Below are 15,699 nucleotides of genomic sequence, written 5' to 3'. Positions count from 1 at the left end.
CACCCCACCCGCCCCGAGCTACCGATATCCGAGCTGATCAACGAGGTCTTCGCCGAGCTGGACGACCGCCAGCGGGCCATCGCCCGCGACCGGCTGTACGCGCCGCAGCGGGCCACCCTCGACGAGCTGGCCCAGCGCTTCTCGGTGACCCGTGAGCGCATCCGGCAGATCGAGCGCGACCTGCGCGACCACGTCGAGTCCTGGCTGTCGAGCCCGGACGCCGCGCCCGTGGTGGCGCACGTGACCTGGCTGCGCGGCCGGCTCGGCTCCGCCGTGCCCGCCGACGACCTGGCCGGGGCGGTGGCCTGGCACCGGGCCGACCTGACCGCGCTGGGCATCCCGGTGTGGCGGTTCGTACGCACCCTGCTGACCGGTTTCGAGCAGGTGGACGGCTGGCTGGTCGCGGGCGGCGCGGACGAGCTGCGGGAGAAGACCCGCCAGTTGTTCACCGACGGGCCGCGTCCGCTGCCGGAGGCGGTCTCGCTGGTGGCCCAGCTCGGCGTACGCGACGACGTCGCCGAGCGCTGGATCATGGCGGTGCCGCACCTGCGGGTGCTCGACGGGCACGTGGTGGCCTGGCCGCGCAGCGTCAACGAGAAGGCCGAGGCGGTGCTGGCCATCGCCGGCATCCCGCTGACGCCGGAGGAGATCCAGGAGCGCATCGGCGAGGACTACAGCCTGGTCGGCATCCGCAACCAGCTCACCGCCGACGACCGGTTCCTGCGGGTCGACCGCAACAAGTACGGCCTGGACCGCTGGGGCGGCGAGCAGTACCTCGGCATCCGCGAGATGATCGCCAGGGAGATCGAGCGGGCCGGGGGCGAGGCGTCGGTCAACACCATCGTGACCAACCTCACCACCCGCTACGACGTCAGCGAGAGTTCGGTGCGCGCCTACGCGGGCGGCCCCGGCTTCGAGCGGAGCCAGCGGGGCTGGATCCGGGTGGCGGGCCAGGAGGTCGCCGAACCGTACCAACCGCGCCGCGACGTCTCCGAGACCCGGCGATGTTTCCGCAGCCGCGACGGCCGCTGGTGGCACCGGGTAGACGTCAATGCCGAGCACCTGCGCGGTTCGGGCTCGCCGCTGCCCACCGGGTTCGCCGCCTACCTGGGCATGGCCCCGGGCGGGCAGCTCACCGCCTCGGCCCCGTCCGGCGACGTGGTGATCAGCTGGCACAACCAGCCGACGATGGGGTCGATCCGGCCGGTGCTCGTGGAGTTCGGTGCGCAGGAGGGCGACCACATCTTCCTGACCGTGTCCGACGGCGGCGAGCTGCTGACCAGGTTCCTCCAGTCGGCCGCGCCGAGCCTGCCGCCGCTCAACCGGGCGCTGCACCTGATCGGCTACACCGCGCCGGTGGCGTCGGAGGCCGAGGGGGCGCGGCTGATCGGCGCGCGGATCGGCCTGGCCGAGGGTTCGGGCCGCGACGACGTGCTGGCCCGGCTGCGCGAGCGCGGCGACCGGGACATCCTGGCCTTCCTCGACCCAACGGTGCCCTAGCGCCTAGGCTCGGGGGCATGCTGCGGTTGTACGACACGCGGAGCAGACGGGCCGAGCCGGTGCTGAACGGCCGGTCGCTGCGGATGTACACCTGTGGCCCGACCGTCTACCGGCATGCCCACGTCGGCAACCTGCGGTCCTACCTGCTGTCCGACCTGATCCGCCGGGTCGCCGAACGGCACCGCGCGCGGGTCGTGGTCTGCCGGAACATCACCGACGTGGGCCACCTGACCGACGACGCCGAGATCGACCCGGCGGGCGAGGACAAGGTCCTCGCGCGGGCCCGGGCGGAGGGCCGCCCGCCCCACGAGGTCGCCCGGTTCTACGAAGAGGCGTTCCTGGCCGACAGCGCGGCGCTGAACATCCGCCCGCCCGAGCACGCGCCCCGGGCCACCGAGTCGATCGACCCGATGATCGAGCTGATCGCCAAGCTGATCGAGAAGGGGCACGCGTACGTCACGGCCGACGGCTCGGTGTTCTTCGCCGCCGAGTCCTTCCCGACCTACGGCGAGATCTCCGGCAACCGCCTCGACCGGCTCCGGCCCGGCCACCGGGTGGACGGCGTCGATCCCCGCAAGCGCCACCACGCCGACTGGGCGCTGTGGAAGCCCGCCGACCGCGAGCTGACCTGGGACTCCCCGTGGGGGCGCGGCTTTCCCGGCTGGCACGTGGAGTGCTCGGCGATGTCGCTGCGCCACCTCGGCGACCGGGTGGACCTGCACACCGGCGGCATCGACCTGCGCTTCCCGCACCACGAGGACGAACGCGCCCAGTCCGACGCCGCCGCCGGGCACGAGGTGGTCGCGCACTGGGCGCACGGCGAGCACCTGCTGTTCGAGGGGCGCAAGATGGCCAAGTCGGCGGGCAACGTGGTGCTCCTGTCCGACGTGACGGCCGCCGGCCTGGACCCGCTGGCCGTACGCCTGGCGCTGCTCGAACACCGCTACCGGCAGCAGATGAACCTCACCTGGGAGACCCTGCGCGCCGCCGACCGCACCCTGCGCCGCTGGCGGACCCGGGTCGCCCAGTGGGCCGAGTCGGCGAGCCGGCCGATGAGCGCGGGGTACGTCTCCCGCGCCCAGGAGGCGATCGACGACGATCTCGACCTCCCGGCGGCCCTGCGGATCATGCGCGACCTCGAACGCGACGAGGGCGAGCCGCCCGGGGCGAAGTTCGAGGCGTTCCTGCACCTGGACCACATCCTGGCCCTCGACCTGTCCGCCGACATCGGCAAGGTCCCCGCCGCGCCCCCGCTGCCCGGCGGCGCGGCCGAGCTTCTGCGGCAGCGCGCCCTGGCCAGGGAGGCGGGCGACTGGCCCGTCGCCGACCGGCTCCGCGCCGAACTGGCCGCGCTGGGCGTCAAGGTCACCGACACCCCTGAAGGGCAGATCGCCCTCTCTGGTCCGATTTGACAGCCGCCCGCGCGCCGGGGTCTGCTGTAGCGCGTGACGGAAACCGGTCATCCCCCCGCGCGCGGCGAACGACCGAGTCACTTCCGGTCGGCCGCCTATTCGCAGGCCGCTCTCGCGCGCATCACGCTCTCCCACACCGCCCGCGACATCGCCGACGCGGCCCGCCGCCTGGTCCCCACGACATCCGACCGCTACGCCGGCGACGGCGACTTCGTCCGAGCCGCCGCCGACCTGCTGGCGCAGGCCCGGCAACTGCTGGAGAACGCGGTCACCTACGAGCGCACCAAGGGCCTGGACTGGGACCGCATCACCGCCAAGATCCACGACACCGGCCAGGACTACGCAAAGGCCGAACAGGACTGGCGGATGCGCGTCCTGGGCGCCTGGCTGAACCCGGAATACGCCGAAAGCGCCTACATCACGCCCGACCGGCTCGCCCAGGGCCTTGCCGACCTGGACCAATGGGCCGACAACGGCGAACCCGCACCCGTCAGCGGCAACCTGCCGCCGATGACCACCGCCGAGCGCGCCGAGCTGATCGCGCAGGCCAGGGCGCTGTTCGAACAGGCTCCACCGGACGACTCCCCCGAGCGGCGGCAGTTCGAGATCGGCCTGTGCCGGCGGACCATCGAGCTGCACGAAGACCTGGTCGCCCGGTCGCCCGGCGACGCGGCGGCCCGCGAAGCGCTCGCCGAGGCCCGGGCCAGTCTGCGCACGCTCCTTACCTGAGCCTCCACCGCCAGAGTGCAGCCTGCTGTAGTGTGTGCGGACTCCTCAATCCCCACACTTGGTGATATGCGCGAACGATACGAGCAAGTGTTGCGCGCGTGCAGCTACCTGCTGATCGAGCTGTTCTCCGCGCTCGCGACGCTGCTCGCGCTTCCCATCCTGGCCGTCGGCGTCGCCTCGGTCGCCGTCGGCGGGGTCGGGCTGGTCGCGTTCCCGCGGATGGTGGTCGGGCTGCGGCAGTGGTCCGACTGGAACCGCGGCCGGGCCGCCGCGCTGCTGGGCCTCCCGCACGCCCCGCGCAGGATCAGGCTGCCGGAGGGCGTACGCGAGCAGTGGCGGCACGTGGCCAAGGACAAGGAGATCCACCGCGACCTGCGCTGGATACCGCGCGAGGTCCTGCTCGGCGTGCCCCTCGGCACGCTCGGGCTGGTCGCCGCCGGGGCGGTCGTACTGACCGTGCCCGCCATGCTGCTCTGGTGGGTCGCCCCCGCCGACGACCCCGCCACGATGCTCGGCTTCTACGTGACCAGTTGGACGTCATCGCTGGTCACCGGTACCGGGCAGCTCATCCTGGGCTGCGCGGTGACCTGGTGGGCGCTGCCCTGGCTGGCCACCTGGCACGCCAGGAGCACCTTGCGGGCGCTGCGGCCCTCCACCGAGGAGGAGCTGGCCGCGCGGGTCGGCGAGCTGACCGAGAGCCGGGCCGAGGTGCTGGACGCGCACGGCGCGGAGCTGCGCCGGATCGAGCGCGACCTGCACGACGGCACCCAGGCCAGGCTGGTGGCCATCGCGATGCGGCTCGGCGTGGCCAAGGAGGCCCTGGGCGACGCCTCGGGGGCGGTGGCGAGGCTCATCCAGGAGGCCCACGCGGGCACCGAGGAGGCCATGACGGAGTTGCGGAACGTGATCCGCACCATGTATCCGCCGATCCTCGCCGACCGGGGCCTGGAAGGCGCGCTCGCGGCGCTGGCCGCGCAGTCGGCCATCCCCACCGACCTGCGGATCGACGGCCTGACCAGGCTGCCCGCCGCGATCGAGGCCGCCGCCTACCACATCGTCGCCGAGACCACCACCAACGCCGCCAAGTACAGTGGAGCCTCGCGGGTGATCGTGCGCATGGGCATGGACGACGGCAGGCTGGTGATCGAGGTGACCGACGACGGCCACGGTGGCGTCGAGGAGACCCTCGGCACCGGCGTCATCGGCATCCGCCGCAGAGCCGCCGCGCTCGACGGCACGACGACCGTCTCCAGCCCCCCGGGCGGCCCGACCGTCATCACCGTGGAGCTCCCGTGCGCGTCGTGATCGCCGAGGACAACGTCCTGCTCTCGGCCGGCCTCGAACTCCTCCTCAGCTCCAAGGGCATCGAGGTCGTGGCCACCGTCACCGACGCCCCCGGGCTGATGGAGGCGGTGGCCGAGCATCACCCGGACGCGGTGATCGCCGACGTACGGCTCCCGCCGACGTTCCGCGACGAGGGCATCAGGGCGGCGCTCGACCTGCGGCAGACCTACCCGGGGCTCCCGGTTCTGGTGCTGTCCCAGTACGTCGAGAAGGTCTACGCCCGCGAACTCCTCGCCGACGGCAGCGGCGGTGTCGGCTACCTGCTCAAGGACCGGGTCAGCCGGGTCAGCGAGTTCGTGGACGGCCTGCGCCGGGTCGCCGAGGGCGGCACCGCGATGGACCCGGAGGTCATCGCCCAGTTGATGGCCAAGGGCGGGGCGAGCGCGATCGACTCGCTGACCGACCGCGAGCGCGAGGTGCTCAGCCTGATGGCCCAGGGCCTGGACAACGGCGAGATCGGCAAGCGGCTCTACGTCACCGACAACGCGGTCCACAAGCACATCGGCAACATCTTCACCAAGCTCGGCCTCCCGGTCGCCGACGGCGGCCACCGCCGGGTGCTGGCCGTCCTCGCGTTCCTGAACAGCCGCGCCTGACCCGCGTCAGCCCGTGGCGCGCCGCCACCGTACGGGCGTGCGCGGGTAGCCGGCGTCGTCCAGCCCGGCCAGGCGCTCGAAGACGTTCCACGACGCCCGGTGGCCGCACACCGCGACCGACACCGCCAGGGCGGCGACGTACAGCAAGATCATCACGACGCCGAGGCAGCAGGCGTACTGCGTCGCGTGCCGGGCCTCGTGGGCGAGCAGCCGGCCCTGGAGGAAGCCTTCCGGGTACTTCGTCACGATCACGTTGCCGACGGTGAAGGCGTTGGCGATCGGGAACGGGATGCGGTAGCCGTGGGCGAAGATCAGGCCCTGCGGCCCGCGGGTGAGCCGGGCGCGGCCCAGCCGGGCCACCAGGAGCCCGAACAACGTGGACAGGTTGAGCCAGTTGACCACCTGGCGCACCCGCTGACCGCCGGTCATGGCCCGATCGTCATCCGGGCGGGCGGCCCACGCCATGGGGCGCGCGGACCCCGCCGCCGACCAGCTTGGACGACAGCAGCCAGGACGGCCCCCGGGACGGGACGAGCACGGCGGCGATCAGCATCGCCACGAAACCACCGTAGAAGTAGAGGTATCCGTCGAGGTTGGGGGCGATGATCAGGTCGCCTTCCGCCCGCGGGTTGGCGAACGGCAGAGAGACGGCCGCCCACACGAGGATCAGCGCGAACGAGGCGGACTGGCGGCCGGTCAGCCGCCCGGCGGCGTGGGCCAGCCCGGCCAGCAGCAGCATCCAGGCGGCGGCCGGGATCGGCAGGCCGGCCAGCAGGGAGACGTTGTGGAAGAACCCGCCGACGACGGCGAGCACCACCCCGAGCAGTGCGAACACCACCATCCCCGCCCACCCCGGCGCCTCCCACGGCGTGCGCGGCGCGGCACCGCCGTGCTCATCCACGACCGGCCCGTCCACCTGGGACGATGCCCCGTCGGCCGGTGCTCCCGAACTCTCCCCCATATCCCGCAAGGTTAGTGGATCCCGGCGAACAGGTCGCTCTCCCGCACATGCGGCTCACCGAGCCCGCCCGCCTCAGGGGGCACGCGGCCACCGCCAGGCGCGCCGGGCACTCCCGACGCGAGCACGAAGTGCTCCACCCCGAGAACCTGCTGCCCGATCCCGTTGGACAGCGCGAACCACGTGCCGGACACGCTGATCTGCGTGGCGTGCGCCCGCATCGCGGCCAGCTTGGCGGGCAGGTGCTCCCGGGCGTCGATCTCGGTGGTGATGTCGCGGTCCTCCGAGCCGTACGCGAGATCGTCCACCTCCTGCCGCAGGAACCCGGTGCCCGCCTCGTCGATGGCCGCCGCGCCGCGCCGCATCACCGAGCGCGGCATCGCGGTGTGGTAGATCTTGGCGACCTGCCAGGCGTCCGGGGCCGGTCCGTCGGCGGCCAGCCCGGTGGCCCGCCAGGAGACCCGGTGCGCCTGGATGTGGTCGGGGTGGCCGTAGAAGCCGTTGGCGTCGTAGGTGACCAGCACCTGCGGGCGTACCTCGCGGATCACCGCCGCCAGCCTGGCCGCCGCCTCCTCCAGAGGGGCCTGCCAGAACGCTTCGGTGCGGTGGTTGGCGGCCGCGCCCATCATGCCCGAGTCGCGGTAGCGGCCCGGCCCGCCGAGGAAACGGTGGTCGGTCACGCCGAGCGCGGCGCAGGCGGCCTCCAGCTCGCCGATCCGGTGCCGGCCGAGCGCGTCGGGGTCCAGGTGGCGGAGGTCATCGGGGATGATCTCCCCCTCCTCGCCGAGCGTGCAGGTGACCAGGGTGACATGGGCGCCCTCCGCGGCGTATTTGGCCATCGTGGCGCCGGTGCCGATCGTCTCGTCGTCGGGGTGGGCGTGTACCAGTAGCAGCCGCCGATCCTCCATGCCCCGAAACATTATCCGGGGCGGGTCCGGCTGGCAGGATGAGGGTCCATGAGTGAGAGTTTTCCCCGCATGTATGCCCGGACCCGGCGTTTCACTCTCGGTGTCCCGCGTGGTTTCACCGTGTCCCCCGACGGAGGGCGCGTGGTGTTCCTGCGCTCGCGCGACGGTACCGATCCGGTCACCTGCCTATGGGAGCTGGACGTGGAGTCCGGCACGGAACGGCTGGTCGTCGATCCGGCGCGGATCGGCGGCGAGGAGGGCGAGCTGCCGCCGGAGGAGCGGGCCAGGCGGGAGCGGGCCCGCGAGGGCGCCGGCGGCGTGGTCGGGTACGCCACGGACACGGCGGTGACCGTCGCCGCCTTCACGCTCTCCGGCGTCCTGTACGCCGCCGACCTGGCCACGGGCGAGGTCCGTGAGCTGGCCACGCCGGGCGCGGCGTTCGACCCGCGGCCCTCGCCGGACGGGCTGCGGGTGGCGTACGTGACGGGCGGCGCGCTGCGCCTCCAGGACCTCGAATCGGGCACGGACCGGGCGCTGGCCGAGCCGGAGTCGGCGACCGTCACCTACGGCCAGGCGGAGTTCATCGCCGCCGAGGAACTCGACCGGATGCGCGGCTACTGGTGGTCGCCGGACGGCCGGGCGCTGCTGGCCGCCCGGGTGGACGAGGCCCCGGTCGGCACCTGGTACATCGCCGACCCGGCCAACCCGGCCAGCCCCGCCGCCGAGCAGCGCTACCCGGCCGCGGGCACGCCCAACGCCCTGGTGGAGCTGTTCGTGCTCGGGCTGGACGGGTCGCGGGTGGCGGTGCCGTTCGAGCATGAGTACCTGGCGACGGCCGCGTGGGACCGGCACGGCCTGTCGGTGGTCACGGTGTCGCGAGACCAGAAGTCCATCCGGCTGCTGTCGGCCGACCCGGCCACGGGCGCGTCCACCCTGGTCAGGGAGGACACCGACGCCGCCTGGGTGGACATCGTGGGCGGCGTCCCGGCCCGGCTGCCGGACGGCACGCTGGTGTGGACCGCCGACTCGGAGGGCGGGCGGCGGCTGCTGGTCGGCGACCGGCCGGTCACGCCGCCGACGTTGCAGGTGCGCGACGTGGTCGCGGTGGACGGCGACGCCGTGGTGTTCCGGGCCAGCGGCGGCGACCCCGCGGAGATCGCGGTGTGGGCCTACCAGAACGGCTCGCTGCGGCTGGTCAGCCCCGACGAGCCCGGCGTGTACGCCGCGCAGGCCGCGGGCGGCACGGTCGTGCTGTCCGGCCAGACCCTCGCCTCCCCGGCCGGTCCGGAGTACACCGTGCTGCGCGACGGCGTGACCGCCGCCCGGATCGCCTCGCGCGCCGAACGCCCCGGCGTCGAGCTGCGGGTCAGCCTGATCCGCACCGGCGAGCGGGAGCTGCCCACCGCCGTGCTGCTGCCGTCCTGGCACACGCCGGGCTCGGCCCGCCTGCCCGTCCTGATGGACCCGTACGGCGGGCCGCACTTCCAGCGGGTGACCGCCGCCGCGAGCGCCTACAGCGCCTCGCAGTGGCTCGCCGACCAGGGCTTCGCCGTGGTGATCGCCGACGGCCGGGGCACCCCGGGGCGCGGTCCCGCCTTCGAGCGCGAGGTGCTGCACGACCTGGCGACCCCCGTCCTTGAGGACCAGGTGGACGCCCTTCAGGGGGCCGCCGCCGCCTACCCCGACGACCTGGACCTGACCAGGGTCGGCATCCGCGGCTGGTCGTTCGGCGGGTATCTGGCCGCGCTGGCCGTGCTTCGCAGGCCGGACGTCTTCCACGCCGCCGTGGCCGGCGCCCCGGTGACCGAATGGCGGCTGTACGACACCGCCTACACCGAGCGCTACCTGGGCGATCCGGGCGTGGACGCCGAGCCGTACGAGCGGTCGGGCCTGATCGCCGACGCGGGCAAGCTGGACCGGCCGCTGCTGCTCATCCACGGCCTGGCCGACGACAACGTGGTGGCCGCGCACACGCTGCGGCTGTCCTCCGCGCTGCTGGCGGCGGGCCGCCCGCACACCGTGCTCCCGCTCTCCGGGGTCACCCACATGACCCCGCAGGAGGTCGTGGCGGAGAACCTGCTGCTGCTCCAGGTGGACTTCCTGAAGAAGGCGCTGGGTTAGCCGCGGGCCACCTCGGCCGGTCCGGTCAGTCCGGGCCGGCCGGGGTCCTTGCCGTGCCAGGAGTCCCACAGGGCGGCGTAGGAGCCGCCCTCGGCGACCAGCTCGTCGTGCGAGCCCAGCTCCGAGATGCGGCCGTCCTCCACGACCGCCACCCGGTCGGCGTCGTGCGCGGTGTACAGGCGGTGGGCGATGGCGATCACCGTACGGCCGTCGAGCACCGCGGCCAGCGACCGCTCCAGGTTGCGGGCGGCCCTGGGGTCGATCAGCGAGGTCGCCTCGTCCAGCACCAGCGTGTGCGGGTCGGCCAGCACCAGCCGGGCCAGCGCGAGCTGCTGGGCCTGGGCCGGCGACACGGCCTCGCCGCCGGAGCCGACCATGGTGGAAAGGCCGTCGGGCAGGGCGTCCACCCAGCTCGCGGCATCGACCGCGATGAGGGCGTCGCGCACCTGCTCGTCGGTGGCCTCGGGGTGGGCGATCAGCAGGTTGTCCCGCAGCGTGCCGCGGAACACATGGTGTTCCTGGGTGACCAGGGCGACGTGCCCGCGCAGCTCGTCGAGCGGCAGCTCCACCAGCGGCACCCGGCCCACGGTGACCGAGCCGGTGCGCGGGCCGTGGATGCCGGCCAGCAGCCGCCCGAGCGTGGACTTGCCCGCGCCGGACGGGCCGACCATCGCCAGCCGTTCGCCCGCGGCCGGCGCGAGGTCCACTCCGTGCAGCACGTCGTGGCCCTCGCGGTAGGCGTACCGGACGTCGTCGGCGACCAACTCCTCGCCGATCGGGCGGGACTCGCCCGCCGTGCGGTCGTCTCCGACGTTGGCCACGCCGAGCAGCCTGGCCATCGACGCGCCGCCGAGCTGGAGCTCGTCCATCCAGGTCAGCAGCCGGTCGAGCGGGTCGACGAGCTGCTGGACGTACAGCGTGGCGGTGGTGACCTGGGCCAGCAGCACCCACCCTTGCAGGTAGAAGATGCCGCCGATGAGCAGCGTGGCCACCACCGGCAGCACGTAGCCCATCTCCACCGAGGGGAACCACACCGTGCGCAGGCTGAGCGTGTACCGCTCGGCCGCCCAGGACCGCGCGATGTCGGTGTCGGTGCGGCGGTGCCGCTGCCCCTGGAGGCTCAGCGCCTCGGCGGTGCGGGCGCCCTCGACGGTCTCGGCCAGGCCCTCGGTCATGTCGGCGTAGGCGGCGTTCTCGCGCAGGTAGCCGTCGCGGGCGCGCTTGAGGTACCAGCGGGTGGCGACCCACAGCAGCGGCACGGAGACCAGGCACGGCAGCGCGAGCAGCGGCCCGACCAGGACCAGCGCGCCCACCGCGAACACCGCGCTGACGATCGCGATCAGCGTCTCCGGCACGGCGTGCCGCACGCTGATCGACAGCGCGTCCACGTCGCGCGAGGTGCGGGTGATCAGGTCGCCCGACCCGGCGCGCTCAACGGTGGACAGCGGCAGCGCCAGCACCTGTTCGACGAACTCCTCGCGCAGCTCGGCCAGCACCTTCTCGCCGAGCCTGCTGGAGGCGTAGATGGCGAACCGGATCAGCACCGCCTGCACGGCCATGAAGCCGGCGATGGCCAGCGCGGTGAACGTCACATCGACGCCCGTGCCCCGCTGGACGCCCTCGACCAGCTCGCCCAGCAGCCGGGGCGCGGCCAGGCCGCAGATCGCGGCCAGCCCGTGCAGGCCGAGGGCCAGCGTCAGCTCCCGCGGATATTTCAGGGTCAGCCGCCGGGCGTAGGCGCGGACCTGCCGGCGGTCTGCGACCGGCAGGATCTGCTGTGCCATCAGTCCTCCCCTCTGGTGACGGTGGCGCGGTAGTCGGCGTCGTGGGCGAGCAGGTCGCGGTGGGCGCCCTCGGCGCGGGCCACCCCGTCGCGGACGTAGATCACGTGGTCGGCACGGTCCAGGACGAGCGGGCTGGTGGTCGCCACCAGCGTGGTACGGCCGGCGCGGGCGGCGGCGAGCCGCGCGGCGATGCGCGCCTCGCTGTGCGCGTCCACCGCGCTGGTCGGCTCGATCAGGATCAGCACGTCGGGGTCGGCGAGCAGCGCCCTGGCCAGCCGCAGCCGCTGCTGCTGGCCGCCGGAGAACTCCCGGCCGGCCTCGGCGACGTGGGCGTCCAGGCCGTCGGGCAGAGCCTCGACGATGTCGGTGGCGCAGGCGTCGTGCAGCGCCCGGTGTACCGTCTCGTCGTCGTGCCCGGCGGGGTCGAGCTCGTCGCGCAGCCGCCCGGCGAACAGCCGGGCGCCGTTGTCGGCGAGCAGGATGCGGCGGCGCAGCTCCTCCACCGCGATCTCCCGCAGCGGGACGTCTCCCAAGGTCGCGGCGCTCTCCCGGTAGCGGCCGAGCCGGTCGGCGATCTCGATCGCCTCCTCCGGCGTGCCGGCCGCGAGCGCGGTGAACACGCCCTGGCGCACGGTCACCCCCGAGTCGGGGTCGCTCAGCGCCCCGGCCGGTACGCCGGTGCGCGAGCCTCCCTGGACCTCGGGCGTCAGCTTCAGGATGCGGACCACGCGGCGCGCGGCCACGTGTCCCTTGGTCAGCTTGTCGGCCATCTCGGTGAGCGTGCGCAGCGGCGAGATCAGGAAGACCGCGTATCCGTAGAAGGACACCAGCGAGCCCGGGGAGATCTCGCCGCGGACGGCGAAGGTCGCGCCGAGCCAGGTCACGCCGGCGATCAGCAGGCCCGGCAGCAGGATCTGCGCGCCTTCGAGGAGGGATTCGACGGAGGCCACGCGGACGCCCGCCCGGCGTACCTTCTGGGACTCCTCGCGGTAGCGGCCCGCGAAGACCTCCTCACCGCCGACGCCGCGCAGCACCCGCAGGCCGCCCACGATGTCGGCGGCCCGGGTGGCGAGGTCGCCCTGCAACTCGCGGTGCGCCTGCTGGCGGCGGTGCAACGGCCGCAGCAGCGGCCCGACCGCGACCGCCATCAGCGGCACGCCGATCAGCACCACCAGGCCGAGCGTGGGCGAGGTGGTGATGAGGATCACGGTGACGGCGGCGATGGCGACGAGCGCGCCGATGCCACGGACCAGGATGTCCATGGCGTTGCCGATGTGCCCGATGTCGGAGTTGCCGACGCTGACCACCTCGCCGGTGGACAGCCGTTTGGGCAGGGTCGCGCCGAGCCGGGTGGCCTGGCGTACGGTCACCTGCACGGTGCGGTACGCGGCCGTCAGCCAGACGACCACGGCCCTGCGGTGGCGCATGATGCCGGCCCACGCCTGGAGCACGCCGAGCCCGAGCAGCGCGGCCGACCAGGTCACCAGGCCGTCCAGGTCGCGCTGGGTGAGGGCGTCGATGCCACGGCCCACGACCATGGGCACCATCGCCTGTGCGAGCCACCACAACACGGCGAAGGCGATTCCCGAGAGAAGGGGAATCGCCTGCATGCGAGCCGTCCACAGCAGATAACGCGTGGGCCCGCGGGCGTCGGGGATGCCGGGATCAGCGGCTGGTAAGGAGCGCATAGCCCAGCAAGCCTGACAAAGTGCGGGAGCGCCGAGCAATCGGTTTTCCGGTCGCGCCGTCAACTATGGTTGACATACGCAGGCGCGTCAACTCTAATTGACGCCATGAGCGACACGACGCAACTGGCGACCGACGCCAGCAGCCGCGACCCCGCGGTGGGCCTGCGGGCCGTGCGGGCATTGCGCGTGCTGGTGGAACGGCTCGAAGCGCTCCAGGTGGAAAACGCCAGGACACTGGGCTGGTCCTGGCAGGACATCGCCGTCCAGCTAGGGGTGACCAGGCAGGCGGTTCACAAGAAGTACGCGGGCGGCCGGGGGCTGCTGAGGAGGAAGGACTGAGCCATGTTCGAACGTTTCACCGCCGCAGCCCGGGAGAGCGTCACGGGGGCGCAGCAGCAGGCCAGAGAGCTACATCACACTTACATCGGCACCGAGCACCTGCTGCTCGCGCTGCTCGCCGCGCGGGACCGCGCGCCCGCGCAGATCATGGCCGAGCTGGGGCTCGACCACGAACGGGCGGTCGCGGCGGTCAAGCGCAACCTCGGCTCCGACGACCTCGACGCCGACGCCCTGGAGAGCATCGGCATCGACCTCGGCGCGGTCCGGGAGAAGGTCGAGGCCACCTTCGGCCCGGGCGCCCTGGACAACCCCGGGCCGCGGCGCAAGTCCCCGAGCGGCCACATCCCGTTCACCCCCCGTGCCAAGAAGGTGCTCGAACTGTCACTGCGCGAGGCCATCCGGCTCAAGCACAACTACATCGCGGACGGCCACATCGTGCTCGGCATCCTCCGCGAGGGCGAAGGGCTGGCCATGCGAGTGATCGCCGACGCCGGGATCTCCGGCCAGACCCTCCGCGAACGGCTCACGCCCTGGCTGTCGATGTGACGACCGGAGCGGTCCGGTCCTCCTCCGCCCCCCACAGCCGGGCGGCCAGCCAGGCGACTCCGGCCGCGGCCACCACCAGGCCGCCGAGGTACACCGGCTCGGGCACCGCGTTCCGCAGCGAACCGGGGACCATACCGGCCATGTAAAGCAGTACCGCCGGGACCGGGAACACCCCCGACCGCAGCGCCGCCGCGCCGAACGTCAGCACCCCCACCATGAGGATCACGGAGGTGACCAGGAACGCCCGTCCGGTGGCCCCGTCGAGCAGCCCCCGGACGGTCCCGCCGGCGAGCAGCGGGAACACGAAGTGCAGCACGTACTCGACGGCGAACGCCCCGGCGAGCCCGGCCGCGTTGAGCACATAACCGACCACGCCGAGCCCGCCCGCCGTGTGGCGGGCCAGCAGATAGAGCCCGGTGACCATGAGCAGCCCGGTGAGCGCCGCGAACGGCGCGACGGCATGCGTGACCGCGTTCTCCGGCACGACACCGGCCCGCCGGAGGGCGTTGAACACGAGTAACCCGGCACACACCAGCCCCGCCCCGGCGGTGACCCTGTAGAACATGTGGTTCTCCTCTGTGAGGGGTGATGTCCGCAATCATGGACACCCCCACCCCGCCAGACGAGCCCTCACACCCTCCCGTAAGAACCCCGAAAGACTCGGCGGAGTCCGTCATCGGGGCAGGAGCGAGCCGTCAGGAATCGAGCACGGCGGCGACGGCTTCGACCTCGACGAGCTGATCGTCGTGACCGAGCACGGTGACGCCCATCAGGGTGCTGGGGACGTCATGGTCGCCGAACGAGTCCCGGACCACCTCCCAGGCGGCTATCAGGTCCTCCTGCCGGGTGGAGGCCACGAGAACCCTCGTGCTGATGACGTCCTGCATCGACGCGCCGGCGTCGCTGAGGGCGACGCGCAGGTTCTCGATGGCCTTCGCGGCCTGACCTGCGTAGTCTCCGATCGCCGCCGTCGAGCCGTCCTGGTTCAGCGGGCACGATCCGGCGAGGAAGATGAGTCGTGACTCGGCGGGCGCGGTGGCTGCGTAGGCGTACTCGACGACGTCGGACAGGGAGTCGGAGCGGATCAAGGTGATCGCGCTAGGCATGGCTCGTTCAGGTCCTTCCGTTCGGGCTTTGTGCGGCCATACTGACAAGCCGGTTCCGGCCCCCGCCACTGATTTTCGCAGATCATTACACCGGGCCGCGCCCGACTGATCCCACTTCATCCCGACCGAAACCCGGCCCCGACTCGACCTCGAACGGCCCCCGCAGTCGGCCGGGTCCAGCGGCCTCCACCGACGCAAGTGCCGAAATGGTCATCGGGGGGCAATGTGGTCGTGCCCAGAAATGTCGGAAGCGGCTGCTTAGATAGGGCGCATGGGCGTGAGCATCGATGAGTTCTTGGAGGTGCTGAAGCACTTCCCCGAGATCACCATGTCCGACGGCGGCGAGTGGACCTCCGTCAAGGTGGCCGGGAACGGCTTCGGCTATCTGTGGGAGAGGACCGAGACCGTCGGCCTCAAGGCCACCATCACCGAACAGCGAGCACTGGTGGCCGAGCGGCCTGACGTGTTCGAGGTGCAGTTCACCACGAGCCAGTTCGGGTGGGTCGTGGTGCATCTCGACCGGATCGAGCTGGACGAGCTGACCGAGCTGGTCACCGAGGCGTGGTGCCTGACCGCCCCCAAGCGCCTGCTCGACGCCCACGAGAGCCGCCTCGTCGCCCGCTCCCTCGCCGTCCAGCCCCCGACATCAGCCTGACCCGGCCAAGCTC

16 protein-coding genes are annotated in these 15,699 nt (G+C 72.7%); 9 read left to right on the top strand and 7 right to left on the bottom strand.

Annotated elements, in window-relative coordinates:
* The 5 genes from C1I98_RS20315 to C1I98_RS20295 all read left to right on the top strand — a co-directional run.
* Window positions 1–1,500 (top strand): sigma factor-like helix-turn-helix DNA-binding protein (locus C1I98_RS20315; RefSeq protein WP_111169016.1); only part of this gene is annotated, 1,500 nt, incomplete at its 5' end.
* Between the two features lie 17 nt (window positions 1,501–1,517).
* Window positions 1,518–2,912, top strand: a complete 1,395-nt coding sequence (cysS, locus tag C1I98_RS20310; protein ID WP_111169015.1) for a cysteine--tRNA ligase — start codon at window positions 1,518–1,520, stop codon at window positions 2,910–2,912.
* A 33-nt stretch (window positions 2,913–2,945) separates the two neighbouring features.
* A complete protein-coding gene (locus tag C1I98_RS20305) occupies window positions 2,946–3,641 on the top strand; it encodes a hypothetical protein (protein WP_111169014.1) in 696 nt (231 codons plus the stop codon).
* A gap of 66 nt (window positions 3,642–3,707) precedes the next feature.
* Complete coding sequence (locus tag C1I98_RS20300; protein ID WP_111169013.1) at window positions 3,708–4,946, top strand: sensor histidine kinase; 1,239 nt, start codon at window positions 3,708–3,710, stop codon at window positions 4,944–4,946.
* A complete protein-coding gene (locus C1I98_RS20295; RefSeq protein WP_111169012.1) occupies window positions 4,934–5,581 on the top strand; it encodes a response regulator transcription factor in 648 nt (215 codons plus the stop codon). The genes C1I98_RS20300 and C1I98_RS20295 overlap by 13 nt, the downstream gene beginning before the upstream one ends.
* Window positions 5,582–5,587: 6 nt before the next feature.
* On the opposite strand, the gene C1I98_RS20290 is transcribed toward C1I98_RS20295, so the two are convergent.
* Genes C1I98_RS20290 through mshB form a run of 3 tightly spaced genes read right to left on the bottom strand, consistent with a single transcriptional unit; the run spans window position 5,588 to window position 7,447 of the window.
* On the bottom strand, window positions 5,588–6,010 hold the full coding sequence (locus C1I98_RS20290; protein WP_111169017.1) for a hypothetical protein: 423 nt from the start codon (window positions 6,008–6,010) through the stop codon (window positions 5,588–5,590).
* 10 nt (window positions 6,011–6,020) lie between these two features.
* Window positions 6,021–6,542, bottom strand: a complete 522-nt coding sequence (locus C1I98_RS20285) for a hypothetical protein (RefSeq protein WP_146607536.1) — start codon at window positions 6,540–6,542, stop codon at window positions 6,021–6,023.
* 11 nt (window positions 6,543–6,553) lie between these two features.
* Window positions 6,554–7,447, bottom strand: a complete 894-nt coding sequence (gene mshB / locus C1I98_RS20280) for an N-acetyl-1-D-myo-inositol-2-amino-2-deoxy-alpha-D-glucopyranoside deacetylase (RefSeq protein ID WP_111169010.1) — start codon at window positions 7,445–7,447, stop codon at window positions 6,554–6,556.
* Between the two features lie 48 nt (window positions 7,448–7,495).
* Here mshB and C1I98_RS20275 point away from each other — a divergent pair, with 48 nt between their 5' ends.
* A complete protein-coding gene (locus C1I98_RS20275; RefSeq protein WP_111169009.1) occupies window positions 7,496–9,568 on the top strand; it encodes a prolyl oligopeptidase family serine peptidase in 2,073 nt (690 codons plus the stop codon).
* Here the strand turns inward: C1I98_RS20275 and C1I98_RS20270 are convergent.
* Window positions 9,565–11,352, bottom strand: coding sequence for an ABC transporter ATP-binding protein (locus tag C1I98_RS20270; protein ID WP_111169008.1), 1,788 nt, complete (start codon window positions 11,350–11,352; stop codon window positions 9,565–9,567). The genes C1I98_RS20275 and C1I98_RS20270 overlap by 4 nt on opposite strands.
* Complete coding sequence (locus C1I98_RS20265; protein ID WP_233508025.1) at window positions 11,352–12,962, bottom strand: ABC transporter transmembrane domain-containing protein; 1,611 nt, start codon at window positions 12,960–12,962, stop codon at window positions 11,352–11,354. The genes C1I98_RS20270 and C1I98_RS20265 overlap by 1 nt, the downstream gene beginning before the upstream one ends.
* Before the next feature lie 183 nt (window positions 12,963–13,145).
* Between C1I98_RS20265 and C1I98_RS20260 the strand changes: the two genes are divergently transcribed.
* The gene (locus C1I98_RS20260; protein WP_111169006.1) at window positions 13,146–13,379 is read left to right on the top strand and encodes an RNA polymerase subunit sigma-70; all 234 of its coding nucleotides are present in this window, start codon (window positions 13,146–13,148) and stop codon (window positions 13,377–13,379) included.
* 3 nt (window positions 13,380–13,382) lie between these two features.
* Window positions 13,383–13,925, top strand: a complete 543-nt coding sequence (locus C1I98_RS20255) for a Clp protease N-terminal domain-containing protein (protein ID WP_111169005.1) — start codon at window positions 13,383–13,385, stop codon at window positions 13,923–13,925.
* Here the strand turns inward: C1I98_RS20255 and C1I98_RS20250 are convergent.
* Both C1I98_RS20250 and C1I98_RS20245 read right to left on the bottom strand, forming a co-directional pair.
* Window positions 13,903–14,490, bottom strand: a complete 588-nt coding sequence (locus tag C1I98_RS20250; RefSeq protein ID WP_111169004.1) for a hypothetical protein — start codon at window positions 14,488–14,490, stop codon at window positions 13,903–13,905. The genes C1I98_RS20255 and C1I98_RS20250 overlap by 23 nt on opposite strands.
* 130 nt (window positions 14,491–14,620) lie before the next feature.
* Window positions 14,621–15,031: a RidA family protein gene (locus C1I98_RS20245; protein WP_111169003.1), complete on the bottom strand. Its 411-nt coding sequence runs from the start codon at window positions 15,029–15,031 to the stop codon at window positions 14,621–14,623.
* A gap of 271 nt (window positions 15,032–15,302) precedes the next feature.
* On the opposite strand from C1I98_RS20245, the gene C1I98_RS20240 reads away from it, so the two are divergent.
* Window positions 15,303–15,686 carry an MmcQ/YjbR family DNA-binding protein gene (locus C1I98_RS20240; protein WP_111169002.1) on the top strand — a complete coding sequence of 128 codons (384 nt, stop codon included), beginning with the start codon at window positions 15,303–15,305 and terminating at the stop codon, window positions 15,684–15,686.
* Window positions 15,687–15,699: the final 13 nt, after the last annotated feature.

It is taken from the genome of Spongiactinospora gelatinilytica (assembly GCF_003236385.1).
Taxonomy (GTDB): domain Bacteria; phylum Actinomycetota; class Actinomycetes; order Streptosporangiales; family Streptosporangiaceae; genus Spongiactinospora; species Spongiactinospora gelatinilytica.
Note: the sequence above shows the minus strand (reverse complement) of the source record. Positions and strands in the feature narration are given on the sequence as shown.